11 protein-coding genes are annotated in these 16,674 nt (G+C 38.6%); 4 read left to right on the top strand and 7 right to left on the bottom strand.

The features are described 5' to 3' along the window. The gene (locus BTA34_RS16245; RefSeq protein WP_151436445.1) at window positions 1-1,371 is read left to right on the top strand and encodes a class-II fumarase/aspartase family protein; all 1,371 of its coding nucleotides are present in this window, start codon (window positions 1-3) and stop codon (window positions 1,369-1,371) included. A gap of 87 nt (window positions 1,372-1,458) precedes the next feature. On the opposite strand, the gene BTA34_RS16240 is transcribed toward BTA34_RS16245, so the two are convergent. After that, window positions 1,459-2,775, bottom strand: a complete 1,317-nt coding sequence (locus tag BTA34_RS16240; protein WP_151436444.1) for a sodium-dependent transporter — start codon at window positions 2,773-2,775, stop codon at window positions 1,459-1,461. A gap of 616 nt (window positions 2,776-3,391) precedes the next feature. Here BTA34_RS16240 and fdhF point away from each other — a divergent pair. Beyond that, on the top strand, window positions 3,392-5,560 hold the full coding sequence (gene fdhF, locus BTA34_RS16235) for a formate dehydrogenase subunit alpha (protein ID WP_151436443.1): 2,169 nt from the start codon (window positions 3,392-3,394) through the stop codon (window positions 5,558-5,560). Between the two features lie 86 nt (window positions 5,561-5,646). Here fdhF and fdoI read toward each other — a convergent pair whose 3' ends face one another. Genes fdoI through fdnG form a run of 3 tightly spaced genes read right to left on the bottom strand, consistent with a single transcriptional unit; the run spans window position 5,647 to window position 10,287 of the window. After that, window positions 5,647-6,306 (bottom strand): formate dehydrogenase cytochrome b556 subunit, encoded by a 660-nt coding sequence (gene fdoI / locus BTA34_RS16230; protein WP_151436442.1) that lies wholly within the window; start codon window positions 6,304-6,306, stop codon window positions 5,647-5,649. Beyond that, entirely contained in the window at window positions 6,303-7,232 is a 930-nt protein-coding gene (fdxH, locus tag BTA34_RS16225) for a formate dehydrogenase subunit beta (RefSeq protein ID WP_099076097.1), read from the bottom strand. Before fdxH ends, fdoI begins: the two co-directional genes overlap by 4 nt. 10 nt (window positions 7,233-7,242) lie before the next feature. Beyond that, a complete protein-coding gene (gene fdnG / locus BTA34_RS16220; protein ID WP_151436441.1) occupies window positions 7,243-10,287 on the bottom strand; it encodes a formate dehydrogenase-N subunit alpha in 3,045 nt (1,014 codons plus the stop codon). Between the two features lie 428 nt (window positions 10,288-10,715). Here fdnG and BTA34_RS16215 point away from each other — a divergent pair, with 428 nt between their 5' ends. Further along, window positions 10,716-11,432: a hypothetical protein gene (locus tag BTA34_RS16215; protein WP_151436440.1), complete on the top strand. Its 717-nt coding sequence runs from the start codon at window positions 10,716-10,718 to the stop codon at window positions 11,430-11,432. 101 nt (window positions 11,433-11,533) lie between these two features. After that, window positions 11,534-13,516, top strand: coding sequence for an acyltransferase family protein (locus tag BTA34_RS16210; protein ID WP_151436439.1), 1,983 nt, complete (start codon window positions 11,534-11,536; stop codon window positions 13,514-13,516). Between the two features lie 78 nt (window positions 13,517-13,594). On the opposite strand, the gene BTA34_RS16205 is transcribed toward BTA34_RS16210, so the two are convergent. The 3 genes from BTA34_RS16205 to BTA34_RS16195 are packed head-to-tail and all read right to left on the bottom strand — an operon-like array spanning window position 13,595 to window position 16,430. Next, complete coding sequence (locus tag BTA34_RS16205) at window positions 13,595-14,308, bottom strand: MgtC/SapB family protein (RefSeq protein WP_151436438.1); 714 nt, start codon at window positions 14,306-14,308, stop codon at window positions 13,595-13,597. 39 nt (window positions 14,309-14,347) lie between these two features. Then, entirely contained in the window at window positions 14,348-15,595 is a 1,248-nt protein-coding gene (locus BTA34_RS16200; RefSeq protein ID WP_151436437.1) for an MFS transporter, read from the bottom strand. Between the two features lie 13 nt (window positions 15,596-15,608). Further along, entirely contained in the window at window positions 15,609-16,430 is an 822-nt protein-coding gene (locus BTA34_RS16195; RefSeq protein ID WP_151436436.1) for an MBL fold metallo-hydrolase, read from the bottom strand. Window positions 16,431-16,674: the final 244 nt, after the last annotated feature.

Here is a 16,674-nt window from a genome sequence, read left to right as displayed (position 1 = left end):
ATGAGAGCGTTATACGATTCTAAAAGTAAAACAATCGACGATCGCGGTATAAAAAATCTGCTGTCTAATGAAGCAAAATATTCTACTTGGTTGATGTTTGAAGCCATGTTAGCGCAAGCGCAAGCTGAATACGGTTTTATTCCACAGTCTGCCGCAGATGAAATTAAAGAAAAGGCGATTATTGAGAATATCGATTTTGAAGAGATGAACCGTATTTATCAAAAAATCGGTCATGGCTTTGTGCCTTTCTTAAAAGTACTGGTAAATGCATGCTCTGAAGAGAGTGGTAAATATGTACACTACGGCATTACCACACAAAATATACAGCAAAGTTCACAGCTGTATATGATGAAAACGGTACACGATAAGTTCATGTTATTGTTAAGCGAGATCATCGAAAACTTATCAAATCTTGCTGAAAGAACCAAACATATGGTGATGGCAGGTAGAACGCACGGTCGTCATGCTATTCCGATTACTTATGGCTATAAAGTATCTGTTTGGATCAGCGATTTTATTGATTGCTACCAGCGTATGAAAGAGTGCGAAAAGCGTGTATTCACTATCATGATGGGTGGTGCGGTAGGTGCTTTTAACTCCATGCCTGAAGTGGGAATGAAAGTACAAAAACGCGTTGCTGAATTAGTGGGTATGCAAGCAATGGAAGTGCCATCACGTAACCTCAGTACGCATAAATTAGAGTACATGATGAACTTGGCATTGATGGCAAATATCTGCCATAAAATTGGTGAAGAAGTGTATAGCACCACGTTAGAAGAGATTGCTGAGGTTTCTGAAGGATTTACAAAAGGCACTGTGGGCAGTAGCACGATGCCCCATAAAATTAATCCCAAATTAGCCAAAGGTATTATTGCTAACTCACAAAAACTTTACTCATTACCGAATGTGGGGATGTATTCTGCGGTAAGACCATACGAGGGCGATAGCAGCTCTTATATGTTATTCGATGGCTTAATTGAAGAAGCCTTAGAATTAACAACAGAAATTCTCTTAAGAACAGAAGAGCTTTCAAGAACTATCGTTCCTCATGAAGAGAGAATGCTACATAACGTGATGAGAAATAAGGGTTTAGATAATACCGAATACGTTATGATGAAAATGGCAGAAAAATTAGGGAAAGATAAAGCCCACTCACTGTTATATGAAGAAGCCATTAAAACGGCAGCAGACGGTGAAGATTTTTACACTAACCTAATGAAGAATGAAACCATTACTGCCGCCTTTAATGCAGATGAAATTAAGGCAATGCTTGATCCTCGTTCTTATATCGGTTTATCCGTTGAACTTGCTGAAAAAGAAGCAAAACGTGGATTAGTGATTTCTCAAGAAATTAAACAAAGTTATAAATAAGTAGTAAAAACCATCAAGTATCCATAAATAAATCATTATCAGTTAAGTCGAGAGCCACTTATTTGAGTGGCTCTTTTTTGTTGATAATTAACCAATCAAACCATGCACTAAAATAATACCGATACAAATAGGGCCAATATAACGCCATACCAATAATAAGCTTTGACGTTTTAATCCCGTGATATTTTCAGGAATAAATGCATTCGCTCTGCGTGACCAACCAAAGATTAAACACATTGCGATACCAAACAGTGGCATTAAAATATTAGACGTCAGGTAATCCAACAAATCGAAGACTGTTTTGCCCCCCAGAGTCACATTACTCATAGGTCCAAAAGATAATGACACTGGAATACCCATCAACATAATAGAAGCGGTAACCACTAATCCAGCACGACGACGAGTCCATTGAAAACGCATTTGTACGTAAGCGACAATATGTTCTAGTAATGAAATTGCAGAGGTTAACGCTGCCATTAACAACAAGATAAAGAACGTCACAGCTAAAATATTACCACCAGGCAAGTTGGCAAAATAAACTGGCATGGTCATAAAGGTTAAACCGGGACCAGCATTAGGCTCTAAGCCTGCGGCAGATAATGCAGGAAAAATCATTAATCCGGCAAGTACACACACCATACAAGACAAAATAACCACCCACATACTGGAGTTAGCGATGCCTTTATTATCTGCTAAATAAGCACTGTAAGTGATGTGAATACCTAAACCGATAGACAGTGAGAAGAAAGCTAACCCTAATGCATCTAATACGCCTTGAGGCGTTAACTTACTGAAATCAGGGTATAAAAATAATTTTAAACCTTCAGACGAACCAGGTAAGCTGATGCCGACAATAATCAATAAAATCATAATGATAAATAACATTGGCATCATGATTTTGACAGCTTTTTCTAATCCACGTTGTACACCAGCTAAAACCACAAAACAGGTTAATCCCGCAAAGACAAGGTGAGCCAAAATAGGCCATAAAGGATCACTAATAAAGCGGGTAAAAATACCTGTTAATTCAGCGCTATCTGTAATATTTAACTGACCTGTTGCCGCCATAACGGTATAGCCAATTGTCCAACCACCGACAACGCTATAGAAGCTATAAATACACCATGAACTGAATACACCAATAACGCCGATAATGACCCAATTACGTCCCATCATTCTTTTAAATGCGTTAACAGCTTCAGCGTGTGTGCTACTGCCTAAAATATTCTCAGCCAGTAATACCGCAAGCCCGATAATAAAACTGAATAATAAGAAGACGATTAAGAATGCGCCACCCCCATTATTGGCAGCGACATAAGAAAACTTCCAGATTGCGCCAATACCGATTGCAGAGCCTGCGGCTGCTAAGATATGACCTACACGAGATGTCCATTGCTGGCTCATTTTGCCCCCTGAGTTATCGAATGAGTGATAGAGGCGATTGCCATACAGTGGCTTATTGGTAAGACGTTGTAACTCATCATCCTAATGGTGAAACTAAACATCGTAGAACTCCCCTAAAAAATCAGTTCCACCAGTAGGTTACAAATAAAAAAGCCACCTGACTGGTGGCTTTTGCAAAAAAATGAACGCGCTCGGCCACCTAACGAAGGAGTAGTAGGTTTAGGCCTAAAAGTCGGTTATTTGTGTTCATATTCATTTTTTTGCTCTTTATTGAAATGGATATCATCGCAATGCAATATGAAATATTGTTTTTCAAAATGCGTATTTATTATTTATATCATAAATTCAAACTAAAGAAATAAATTTTATTAGAATCCAGTGTTAATTTTTATTTCTAAATGTTTATCTGGTTCCAATGACTGAAAGCTGTAATAAGTTATGGAATTAACCTGATTTGTGTAAGGTGAGCATCGGCAAAAATGTCGAAATGATTATTAAACATTATTTTATTTTTATATCTTATTGATTATATTTAAAAAATTAATTGGCATAATTCCTGCTTAGTTGAAAGTTCTTTATGACTCTTTTACTCCCTAGTTAGGGGAAAGGATATCAAATGAACAAAATCAACTCCGTCTGTCCTTATTGTGGCGCTGGCTGCAAAATCAATCTCTGTGTCGAAAATGGTCGCATAATCAAAGCCGAAGGTGCCAATGGTGTCACCAATCAAGGCGAACTTTGCTTAAAAGGGCTATATGGTTGGGATTTCCTTAATGACAACAAATTGCTGACAGCCAGAATTCATGAGCCGATGATCCGCCGACAAAAAGGGGCTGGTTTTGAAATTGTGAGTTGGAATGAAGCTATTCAATTTACGGCACAAAAATTACTGGAAATAAAAGAAAAATACGGTGCGAAATCCATCATGTGTACGGGATCTTCTCGTGGTACAGGGAATGAAACCAACTTTGTGATGCAGAAATTTGTGCGTGCAGTATTAGGTAATAATAATGTCGATTGTTGTGCGCGTGTTTGCCATGGACCTTCTGTTGCTGGTTTGCAAGAAACATTAGGTAATGGTGCCATGAGCAACTCTATTGCTGATATTGAAGACTCAGATTGCTTATTAGTGTTTGGCTATAACTGTGCAGATTCTCATCCTATTGTGGCGCGTCGTGTGGTTAAAGCGAAACAAAAGGGTGCCAAAATTATCGTTTGTGATCCTCGTAAAATCGAAACCGCCAAAATTGCTAACCAATATTTACCATTAAAAAATGGTACTAATATGGCGTTAGTCAATGCCTTCGCATACACGCTAATTGATGAAGATCTTTATGATAAAGACTATGTGAGTCAATACACAGAAGGTTTTGAAGAATATAAAAAACAACTCGCAGACTATAGCCCTGAAGCTGTGCAAGATATTGTCGGCATTCCTGCTATTGAAATTCGTAAAGCAATGCGCACTTATGCGGGTGCTAAAACAGCCACTATTATGTGGGGAATGGGCGTCACACAGTTTGGTCAAGCGGTTGATGTGGTAAAAGGGTTATCAGGTCTTGCTTTATTAACAGGAAATTTAGGTAAACCGCATGTGGGTGTTGCACCTGTTCGTGGGCAAAATAATGTTCAAGGTGCCTGTGATATGGGCGTTTTACCGAATATGTTTCCGGGATACCAATATGTGACTGACGAAGAAACCCGTAAAAAATTTGCACAAGCATGGAATATTCCTGTTGAACAACTCGATCCAGATGTGGGATATCGCATTACCGAAGTCCCTCATTTAGCCATTGAAGGTAAGGTGAAAGCCTATTACATCATGGGTGAAGATCCACTCCAAACAGAGGCAGATTTAGGCTTAGTGAGAAAGGGCTTTGAAGCGCTCGATTTTGTGGTAGTTCAAGATATCTTTATGACCAAAACAGCAGAGCAAGCGGATGTGATTTTACCGTCAACTAGCTGGGGTGAACATGCGGGCATCTTTACGTGTGCCGATAGAGGCTTCCAACGTTTTGAAAAAGCCATTGAACCAAAGGGCAATGTAAAACGAGATTGGGAGATCATCAGTTTACTCGCCACTGAAATGGGCTATCCGATGTCTTATGAAAATAACGAAGAGATCTGGAATGAAGTTAGAGCATTATGCCCACTGTTTTTTGGTGTTACTTATGAAAAATTGGCAGGCTTAGCGCATATTCAATGGCCTTGTACCGATATTGAAGATAAGGGAACGCCTTATTTGTATTCTGGTAACCACTTCACCACACCATCAGGTAAAGGTAAGTTATTTGCGACACCGTGGCGCGCACCAGCTGAATTACCTGATGCGGATTATCCGATGATCCTATCAACCGTGCGTGAAGTTGGGCATTACTCATGTCGCTCCATGACGGGTAACTGTAAAGCATTGGCATCATTAGCCGATGAACCGGGTTATGTTCAAGTTCACCCTGATATTGCTCAAAAAGCGGGTATTCGTGATCAGGAAATTGTCTGGGTTGAATCTCGTCGCGGTAAAGTGATGTCACGCTGTAATGTAAATGAAACCATTAATAAACAAGCCATTTATATGACCTATCAATGGTGGATTGGTGCGTGTAATGAACTGACTCAGGATAATCTTGATCCGGTATCAAAAACACCTGAAACCAAATATTGTGCGGCCAAAGTGATTAAAATTGATGATCAAAAATGGGCAGAAAGCCAAGTTTCTCAACATTATCACACCATGAGAAGCCGTTTAATTAACTTAGTAGAGCAAGCAAAAACAGTGGCACATTAAGTTGAACGTATATTAACAATAGAAATGGAGGCCATTAAGCCTCCATTTTTTTCTCACATTTATGTTTTAGAAATAAAAGCGGTTTATTATTTTTGGTTTAATTTGCTTTCAGCTTCTTTTTTTTCTTCTTCTAAAATCTCACGATACCAACGCGGGTGATGCTTTTTCGCCCAACCACGAGTTACCCAGCCTTCAATCATGCTACGAATTGAACCTTTTACCCAAAACGCGGCGTAAGCATGAACAATCACCGTAATGATCAGTAAAATGGCAGACAGTGAGTGAGCCAGCAAAGCAATGCGAATAACAGGAATAGAGAAATAATCGGCAAAATAAGGTCGCCAAATAATTATCCCGCTAACGGTCAGAACAATAAGGCTGAGACTTAATGTCCAATAAATTCCTTTTTGACCTAAGTTGTAATGCCCAATATCGCCTGCTTCTTCATTTTGCAGCACTTTATGGATATTTTTTGCCCACACTAAATCATCTTTATCAACAGAGTTATACTTGAAGTATCTAAAAAACATAAAGATAAAGAAAAACACCATCGCAACACCCGTAAATGGATGCAGTAAACGCGAAAGTTGCGGTGTACCTAAAATATTCATAAACCAATTTAGAGATGGGAAGAAAAAGCCCAGCCCACTAAAGGCGGTAAAGACAAAGAAAATCGCCACAACCCAGTGATTGATTCGCTCTGAGGCCGTATGACGAAGGATTTTATCGCTCTTCTTCTTCATTATTTCTGCTCCTCTTTGTTCACTGAGTTTTGTGATGCTTCCATCTCTTTTTGCGCCTCTTCTTCATCTTCTTCGGTGGTATGGTTAGGACCAATACCTAAATAATGGAACATTGCCCCCGCAAAGGTGGCTGCAAAACCTACAGCGGCTAATGGTTTCCAAATGCCTTTCCAGAATTTCACTGTTGAGCTAATTTCTGGGTTTTCTGGTAAACCATGATACAAGTTAGGTCTATCCGCATGATGAAGAACATACATCACATGAGTTCCGCCAACGCCTTGTGGATCGTATAAACCGGCTTTGTCATAACCTCGTGTATTGAGTTCAGCAACACGCTCATTTGCAAGATGCGTCATTGCCTCTTTAGAGCCAAAATGAATGGCACCAGTAGGACAGGTTTTTACACAGGCAGGCTCTTGACCGACTTCAACACGATCAACACAAAGTGTGCATTTGTAAGCGCGATTATCTTCTTCATTAATACGAGGGACATCGAAAGGACAACCCGCAATACAGTAGCCACAACCAATACAGTGCTCTGATTGGAAATCGACAATACCGTTAGCGTATTGCACAATAGCGCCTTCTGATGGGCATGCTTTTAAACAGCCTGGATCAGCACAGTGCATACAGCCATCTTTACGAATTAACCATTCCAGCTTGCCATTTTCTTCTACTTCAGAAAAACGCATCACTGTCCACGACTTAGCCGTTAAATCCATTGGGTTATCGTAAACACCAACGTTAAGACCAACTTTATCGCGAATGTCGTTCCATTCAGAACAGGCAACCTGACAGGCTTTACAGCCAATGCATGTTGTCACATCGATAAGTTTTGCCACCTCTTCCTTAAAGTCACGTACCTGAGGTGCTGGCGTCAAGGAATTGGTTGCAGAACGACGAATAATATCTTGAGATTGTAATGACATCAGTTTCCCCTTATGCCTTTTCGATATTAACTAAAAACGCTTTATATTCAGGTGTGAATGAGTTTGCATCACCCACTGATGGCGTTAATGTATTGGCAAGGAAACCTTTGCGAGTCGCACCCTCAAAGCCCCAGTGACAAGGAATACCGATAGTATCGACAACTTTGCCATTAATCGTCAGTGGTCTAATACGCTTAGTGACAACGGCTTTGGCTTTGATATAGCCACGTTTAGCACTGACTTTAACTTCATCGCCTGCCACAATGCCTTTACGAGAAGCAAGATGCTCGCCAATTTCGATAAACTGATCAGGCTGTGCAATAGCATTGATTAATGAATGTTTTGTCCAATGACGGAATAATTCAGTAATCGAATAGGTTGTAGCAACATAAGGGAATTCATCAGCTTTACCTAAATGTTCTGCATCATAACTGTATAAACGCGCGACAGGGTTACGAGAGACGTTCGGGTGCAAAATATTCTCTTCTGTTGGTGATTCAAACGGTTCGTAGAATTCAGGGAATGGACCATCAGCCATTTTATCAACAGCAAATAAGCGTCCCATACCTTCGGGTTGCATAATGAATGGACCTACACCGCTATTTGGTGCTGCATTGTTATAGTCTGGTACATCAGGGCCAACCCATTGATTACCATTCCATTTGATAAGCTGGCGTTTTTCATCCCATGGTTGACCTTGTGGATCAACAGATGCACGGTTATATAACACGCGACGGTTTTGCGGCCATGCAAAAGCCCAACCTGGCGTACAACCTAAGCCTGATGGATCTGCATTATCACGGTTCGCCATTTGGTTGCCTTTCTCAGTCCAACAACCGGAATAAACCCAACAGAAACTGGCGGTTGAACCGTCTGATTTAAGCTGGTGGAAACCGTCAAGTTGTTGTCCTTTTTTAAACAACAATTTGCCTGCATCATCGTAAATATCACGCATGGCTTGACCATTCGCTTCTTTCGCCACTTCTTCAGGCTGTGGATCGTAAGGGTCAACGTAGTTCCAAGACAGATTCATTACAGGCTCAGGGAAAACACCGCCTTCTTCACGATAAAGCTCGCGCAGACGCATTAACAGATGCCCTAAAATTTTACCATCATGCCATGCTTGTGCTGGTGGTTTAGCACCAGCCCAGTGCCATTGTAACCAGCGGCCTGAGTTTGCAATCGAGCCATTTTCTTCCGCAAAACACGATGAAGGTAAACGGAAAATTTCAGTTTGAATATCTTTTGGTGAGACTTCATTCATCTCGCCGTGGTTTTGCCAAAAATTAGAGGATTCAGTTACTAACGGATCAATGACAACCATATATTTCAGCTTAGCTAATGCGGCACTGCATTTATTTTTATCCGCAAATGCAGCTAATGGGTTAAAACCTTGAACGATATAACCATTCATTTTGCCATCGATCATCAACTGGGTTTGCGCCATGATATCGTAGCTTTTATCCCATTTTGGTAACCAGTGATAACCCCACTCATTACTTTCTGTCGCGCTATCTCCCCAGAAGCTTTTTAGTAAACTAATAAAGAAATCAGGGGTTCTTTTCCAGTAGTTAACTTGGTCTGCAACAACCGTTTTGGGTGTTACTTGGGATAAGTAAGTCTCTAATGAAGTCTGCTTTTCATTAGGCAGAGGCATATAACCCGGTAGGTTTAATGATAATAAACCCAGATCACTATAACCTTGGATATTAGAGTGCCCACGTAACGCATTGACGCCACCACCCGGCATACCCACGTTACCGAGTAATAACTGGATCATACCCGCAGCACGAATGGTTTGCGCACCACCAGTATGGTGAGTCCAACCTAGGGCATAAAGAATGGTAGAGGTTCTGTCTTTTACGCTGGTAGACGCAAGTGCTTCACAGATATAAGCAAAGTCTTCTAATGGCGTACCACAAAGCGTGGTGACAATTTCAGGGGTATAACGTGAGACGTGCTGTTTTAAAAGATTCCACACACAACGAGGATGTTGCAGTGAATCATCTCTTAATGCCAAGCCATTTTCATCAAGTTCATAATGCCATGAGGTTTTATCATAGCTTTGGTTTTCTTTATCAAACCCACTGAAAAGACCTTCATCAAAGCTATAATCATCACGCACAATAAGAGGTGCATTCGTATAGGCTTTGACATATTCATGCTGAATTTTATTGTGTTTAATTAGGTAATTAATTACACCTAATAAAAAGGCGGTATCAGAGCCAGCACGAATAGGAGAGTAGAGGTCGGCAACGGAAGCACTACGGTTAAAACGGGGATCGACAACGATAACCTTCGCATTGTTCTTAATTTTAGCTTCGATGACCCATTTAAAACCAACGGGGTGCGCTTCAGCAGGGTTACCACCCATGATCAGCACAACGTTAGCGTTTTTAATATCAACCCAGTTATTGGTCATTGCACCACGACCAAAGGTTGGCGCTAATGCAGCAACTGTTGGTGCATGGCAAAGTCTCGCCTGACAATCGATAGCAATCATGCCTAATGAGCGAGAAAATTTATTATCTAAAATACCTGTTTCATTACTGGCGGCAGATGAACAAAGCATACCGGTTGTTAGCCAACGGTTAACTTCTTGCCCTTTCTCATTATGGGTGACAAAGTTTTCATCACGGTCTTTTTTCATTAAACGGGCAATTTTATCAATCGCTTCATTCCATGAGATGCGTTCCCACTTATCAGAGCCAGGTCTACGATATTCAGGATATTTTAGGCGATTTTCACTATGGATATAATCAACAAGACCTGCCCCTTTCGGACATAAAGAGCCGCGGCTAACAGGATGATCAGGGTCACCTTCAATGTGATAAATACTTTTATCGACATTTTTTGCGCCATCCCCAAGGCTATACATCAAAATACCGCAACCCACAGAGCAATAAGTACAGTTATTACGGGTTTCTACAGAACGTAACAGTTTATATTGACGAGAGCTTGCCGCAGCTTCTGGCGAAAAACCAAGTAATGCAGCAGAAGTACCAGCCATACCGCCAGCACAGATCTTAAAGAACGATCTCCGACTGATTTGCATCAGAGTCTCCTTGTTAATTGATAAATAACACCCGTACCGGGCGTTTAAAAAACGTCCAGTAAAGATACGATTTCATTTTTCAATCATTCAAGACAGACCTGAGTATCGTTTTGTGAACTCAATGTGATGAACTACTACTTAAAATGACGTTGGTGATTATAACGAGGAAAAAAAATAAATCCATACTAACAATGCGGATACAAATTATATTAAAAAATAACAATTTAGTTTGATTTCCGTCATGTTAAATAACTAATTTTTCAATTAGCACACAAGATGAAAATGCGTCTTAAATCGATTAAAAAGGAGCTTGAAATAAAACTCCATTTTTACCTTTTTTATGAAGATTTTTTACTGTAAAACTTGATTTTAAATGCCACTCAAACCAAAGTACGAGTGACTATTTTATTCCTAATTAAGGTGTGCGGATGGCATATGAATTCCTGACACAAGCAACACTCAAAAAATTAGCAACAGGTGAAACTTGGCAACGACAAGTCAATGATGAAAGCATTTTTGATGTCAGCTTAAATGCGGGACAATTAATGATTGGTCAGCCTGAAATTGAGGAAAGCTTTATTCTCTTTAGCCAGAAGCTAATGGCTTATTGTGAGCTGCTTGCACTTAAGTTTCCATTTATTGAATTTGCTCAGTCACAGGAATTTCATTCCACGTTATTAACGATTTCTAATCAACAAAATGAACAGTTTAAACAGCAACAACCCACATTATTGGCATGGTGCCATGAGATTGCCCAAATCTTTAATCAAACAAAACGAATTGAAATTTCATTTAATAACGTTGTGTTAACGTCTAATGGCAGTGTGATATTAACGGGTGTTTCAAAGGAATTAGAACAATTTAGACAAAAGGTTTATCAGCAGATCCCCATCGATAGCACTCTTCATAAAAATATTATTCATATCACGCTTGGACGATTATGTGAAAATACGTCATCAGCAAAAATGAAGTCGCTTTATAATGAGTTAGAGCAGAGCCGATCATCATTAATGTTTTATGATATTAATACCTCTATCGTTATTCGACATCCAAAATTTGTGGTGAGTAAAGGATCACTTTCATCTGAAGTGCAATTAGGTTTAACGATGCAGTTTAATCAGTTATGGCCATTTAGGTGTTATTAATAGTAAATATTCAATAGTCTTTTTCTTTTTGTGACTAAAGCGATATGGCTAATTGGTATATAATCCGGCAATTCTTTTTATTTGGATAATGTACTTGAATTATGAATGTAAAATATCGCGCTGATATTGATGGTTTAAGGGCTATTGCTGTCATTCTGGTTATTCTTTTTCATTTGGATAACCGCTTAATCCCTTCAGGATTTATTGGTGTTGATATCTTCTTTGTGATCTCAGGTTTTTTGATCTCGCTGATAATTAAAACTTCATTGTCACAAGATAATTTTTCATTTTGTGATTTTTATAATCGTCGATTATGGCGATTACAGCCTCTTTATCTTGTCGTATTAATTGCAACACTCGTGATATCAGGGCTTTTTTATCTCCCTAACGATTTCTTAGATATTACAAATAGCGAAAAATACGCTTCGGCCTTTCTCTCTAATAAATATTTTGCAAGAGCGACAACCAGCTATGCGGCACAAGATGCACTCTTTTTGCCGTTATTACATACGTGGTCTTTAGCAATAGAGTGGCAATGGTATCTTTTCTTACCGTTTGCACTTTATTTTCTGCATAAAATTAATGTAAAAGGCAGCATTAATCATTTTTATTGGGTGGCGTTAGTCACTGTTATTTCATTTTTTTTGGTGTTTTTTTACCAAAAAGACCAACCGAAAAATTATTACTATTTTAGTACGCGGATCTTTGAATTTATGTTGGGTGTATGTGTTGCTTACTTCCCCACAAAGATAAAACCGCACCGAAGAATAAATGATGTTATTAGCTTAATTGCACTAGGTTTGATTGCTTGGGTTGCATTTCAAAACGATATTATTGCAGGTTATCCAAATATTAATACGTTGTATGTTTGCCTTGGTGCGGCACTCATTATTTATACTGGACAGCATGAAAGTATTATTAAAAAAATACTTTCATTAAGACCAATCGTGATCGTCGGATTATTATCTTACTCTCTCTATTTATGGCATTGGCCATTATTTGCAGTTGCACGTTATATTGGTGTGTTCAATACAGAACTACAAAAAGGATCATTATTAGCAGTAACCTTATTGCTCTCAATAACCTCTTATTTGTTTATTGAAAAACCGCTTAGAAGAAAGCGTTTAGCCTTTAAATATTCCATCACACTTTTGTTAATTATTCCTATCTTGTGCACTTTAGGGATAAATGTACTCAATGAAAAATATCGCGGTATTGGAGCGAGGCTTGGGCAAAATTACGTTAATTTAGAAGCTAAGTTGAATCAGTTTGATTATCCTAATCGAACTAAATGTATGAATTTTGAAGCTGCTGATCCAGATAAAATGTGCCATATTGGTGAAGTGGGAAGCCAGAGAAAAGCGTTTTTATTTGGTGATTCTCATGCAAATCATTATTGGGGCTTTATGGATATTTTAGGTAAAGACGCCAAAATAGATGTATATGCACAAGCCACGTCATCGTGCATTACGCTCCCTAATATTTATCTTTATGACTGGTCTAATCATAAAAATACCGTTTATCAACGTTGCTATGATCAGACGGCGAAATATTATCAACTTATTAAGAATAGCCACTTTGATTATGTAATATTTGGGCAAGTCTGGAATAACTATGCATCAAATCATGTCATTAATAAGCTAGGTGATATTAGAACCGTCGAAGAGTCTCGTAAACGCGTTGAAAAAGCGATGCGTGAAGCGCTTGATATTATTATTGCCACAGGCGCTAAACCTGTTTTTATTAAAACAGTCAATTTTATGCCAAGTGGTTTTATGACCTGTTTTTATGAAAATGCAAAATTAAGAAAAGACTTTGCAGATAATAACTGTAACCCCAAAAACTATAAAGGTGAGGGAAATACATGGATGGATCAGTTATTCGTTAAATTAAAACAGGATTATCCAACTTTAATTATCATCGATCCTAAAGATGTGCAGTGTGATAAAAATATCTGCTTAACCGATATAGAAGGTGTGCCGGTTTATCGTGATGTAGGGCATATTACAGATTATGCTTCAACAATCTTTGGCATGATGTATCTAGAACGTTTTGGTAATCCGCTAGTCATCAAAAATCCTTAATATGACCATCAATCGGTCATCAAAATAATAAAAAGGGCGCTTTATCTTAGATAACCGCCCTTTTTCTTTTTGAATATACTAATGATCTAAAGAAACAGAATGAACATGTTCAAGCTGTTTTAATGAGCAATAAAATTCAGGTAAGGTAATTTTTTGCCTAACTAACAGCTTCAAATTTACTTCAACGCGCTCTTTTTTAATATCACGAATAGTCAGATTTTCAATTACGTCTTTATGACTTTTTAAATACTCAATTAAAAGAGGAACACCGCTTTCATGAGTAAATAACATACGTACTTTTATCTTACCTAAACGTTGGTTTTTCATTTGGAATAGCACCACTTGTGGGCTGAGTTGAATAGCCATAAAAAAGAGAAAAGTCACAATCATGGCATGCCAATAAAAACCAGAGCCACAGGCAATCCCCACACCCGCTGAAGCCCATACGATGGCTGCTGTTGTCAGACCTGAAATAGCATCATCACGTCGATGCAATATAACACCTGCGCCAAGAAAGCCGACACCACTGATAATTTGTGCTGCTAATCTCATGGGATCGCTACGAATATTGTCGGAGATATTGGCGTAATATTCTGCGGATTGAATAGAAACAATAGTTAATAAACAACTGGCAACGGCAATAATGACACAGGTTTTAAAACCGACAGGTTTTCCCTTTGATTCACGCTCTAAGCCAATAAGGCCGCCCAAAATAAAGGCGGCCAGTAATTTAGCGATACTTGAAAGTGATAAAGGGCCAATGCTGTCAACAAACTGTATTAATGCGTCCATGGTTTGCTCCTAACGTTGGCTTATTCCTTTATTTTAAAACTAGGGTGTTGCAATACTTTCTTGTGTTTTTTTATCTTCGTTATTTTTCTTTTTACTCACATCATCTTTAAAGAAGAAGATAAAGAATATTGTCACAACAGCGGCAACGATTGCTGGGTATATCCAGAATGTTGACCATTGCGGTAATGCAGCATCGCCTGTTTCTGTTACGGTTGAATTAAAGATTTGACCACAAATAGTGGAAGCAAATAATAAGCCGAAACCATTAGAGACAATAAAACGTAAACCTTGTGCTTGAGCGCGGATTTCAGGTTTTGCTTTGCGGTCAACATAGATATCACCAGCGGTAAAGAAGAAGTCCCAACATAATCCCTGCAACATTAATCCGATGACGATAAAATAAAACTCTGTATTTACCGCTGCATAAGAGAAGAATATTGAGCGAATGATCCAGCTAATAGCCCCTAAAAGTAAGGTGATCTTGAAGCCAAACTTCATTAAGAAGAATGACAATACAAACATAAACAGAACTTCACAGGCTATACCTATTTGCATAATAGATGCTGCGTTATTAAAACCTAATGCTTTAATAAAAACGGGAATATAAGCGGAGTAAGCTGTTTTTGGGATCATTAAAATAAAGATACTAAACATTAAGATAGCGAAATAACGATCTTTAAATAATGAAAGTGCATCTAAACATAAAATATCACGGGCAGAGAATGGCTTACCTTTCGCTTTAGGTGGTGTATTCGGTAAAGTAAAGCAGTAGAAACCAAGTAAAACACCCACAGCAGAAGCGATATACCAAGTCATCGTACTACCAGAGAAGCCCATTTCTCCTAATATAAATCCGATAGCCATAAAACCAAACGTACCGAATACACGAATAATAGGGAAATATTTCACACCATTAATATGGGAGAAACTAATACTATTTGAGAGCGCAGTTGTTGGATAAAACAATAATCCAATAATGAAAATTAAGAATAAAGTCATGCCACTGTTTTGTGCTTCAATAAATTGAGGAACACAAATAATGACTGCGGCATTAATTAAATGGAGGATGCCCATGACTTTCTGCGAAGCAAAGAAACGGTCAGCGACCATACCAATAAATAAAGGAGAGATAATTGTTGCGACGCCTAATAAAGCGTAGGCATTACCAATAATGCTTGCCATACCATAGCTACTTAATACCAGCCCCATGGTCATATTCCACGCGCCTTGCATGAAATATTGCACAAACATCATAATCAGTAAGCGAGAGGTTATTTTCATATCCATCATCGTTCTCCTCTTAATTTGTTTCTAACGTTAATCCGTCGTAGGCAACGCGGATATTGTGAGGAGCACAAACAGCTTCTAATTCATGGTGAAGCAATTTACCACTATGTGAAATATGCGAAACGGCAATTTGTGTATCTTGATGTAAACAACCTTGCTGTTGCAGTTTTTCTTTCGCTGCAAATACGGTTTCGAGGCTCATATGATTATCAGTACGATCTTTACCATTTAGCCCATAAGTACATTCAAACACAACGATATCAAGTGGTTTATTTTCTAACCATTTCCACGTTAATTCAGGGAACCAACCAGAATCGTGACCATAGAAAATAACCTTGCCATCTTTCTCAATATGATAAACATAGCAAAGTTCCCATTTCGCATGATTAGCGAGTAATGGCGTAATTTTATAACCGTTTCTTTCTACCGTAACAAAAGGAATTAGGCAGTGGAAAGCAAAACGCGCTTTGCTGTAACCGGGTAAAACTTCGATACAACCATTAATTGCGCGATCATTACCAAAAATATGAAGAGGATGGTTAATTTCAAAACCATAACCTTCCATTCGGCTAAACAGATCGCCAACATTGAAATGATCAGGATGCGTATGAGTGAATAGAAGGCTTTCAAAACGGGTAGCATCCATTCCATCGCGCATCAGTTGGTAGCTAAATGTAGGTGATACGTCGATTAACATAATGTCATCAACAATGGCAGAAGAGTGCGTTCTGATATCTTTCCCACCAAGTTCTCTTGCTTTCAGGCAGTGTTCACAACGGCAGAAGGGATTGGGTATGCCTTCTGAGGCAGCCGTCCCTAAAAAATGAAGTTTCATAAGAAATCCCCTTATCCTATTGTTTTATTATGATTTTATTAATTATCTGGTGTTGGCTATCTATAAGACATAGATAAATTTGAACGTTCCAATAATAAAGTGATGAGAATTGTTTGCCAATAAATGAAGATCAGATCAGTGATCTTATTCAAATTAAATTTATTATCTCATTGATTATTATTGATATAATTTTTAATTGATATTGATAATTATTTATTTGAGATAAGAAACAAACGCTTGTTTT

The sequence above is a fragment of the Proteus sp. CD3 genome (assembly GCF_008808075.1).
Taxonomy (GTDB): domain Bacteria; phylum Pseudomonadota; class Gammaproteobacteria; order Enterobacterales; family Enterobacteriaceae; genus Proteus; species Proteus appendicitidis.
This window is presented reverse-complemented; position numbering and strand designations above follow the sequence as displayed.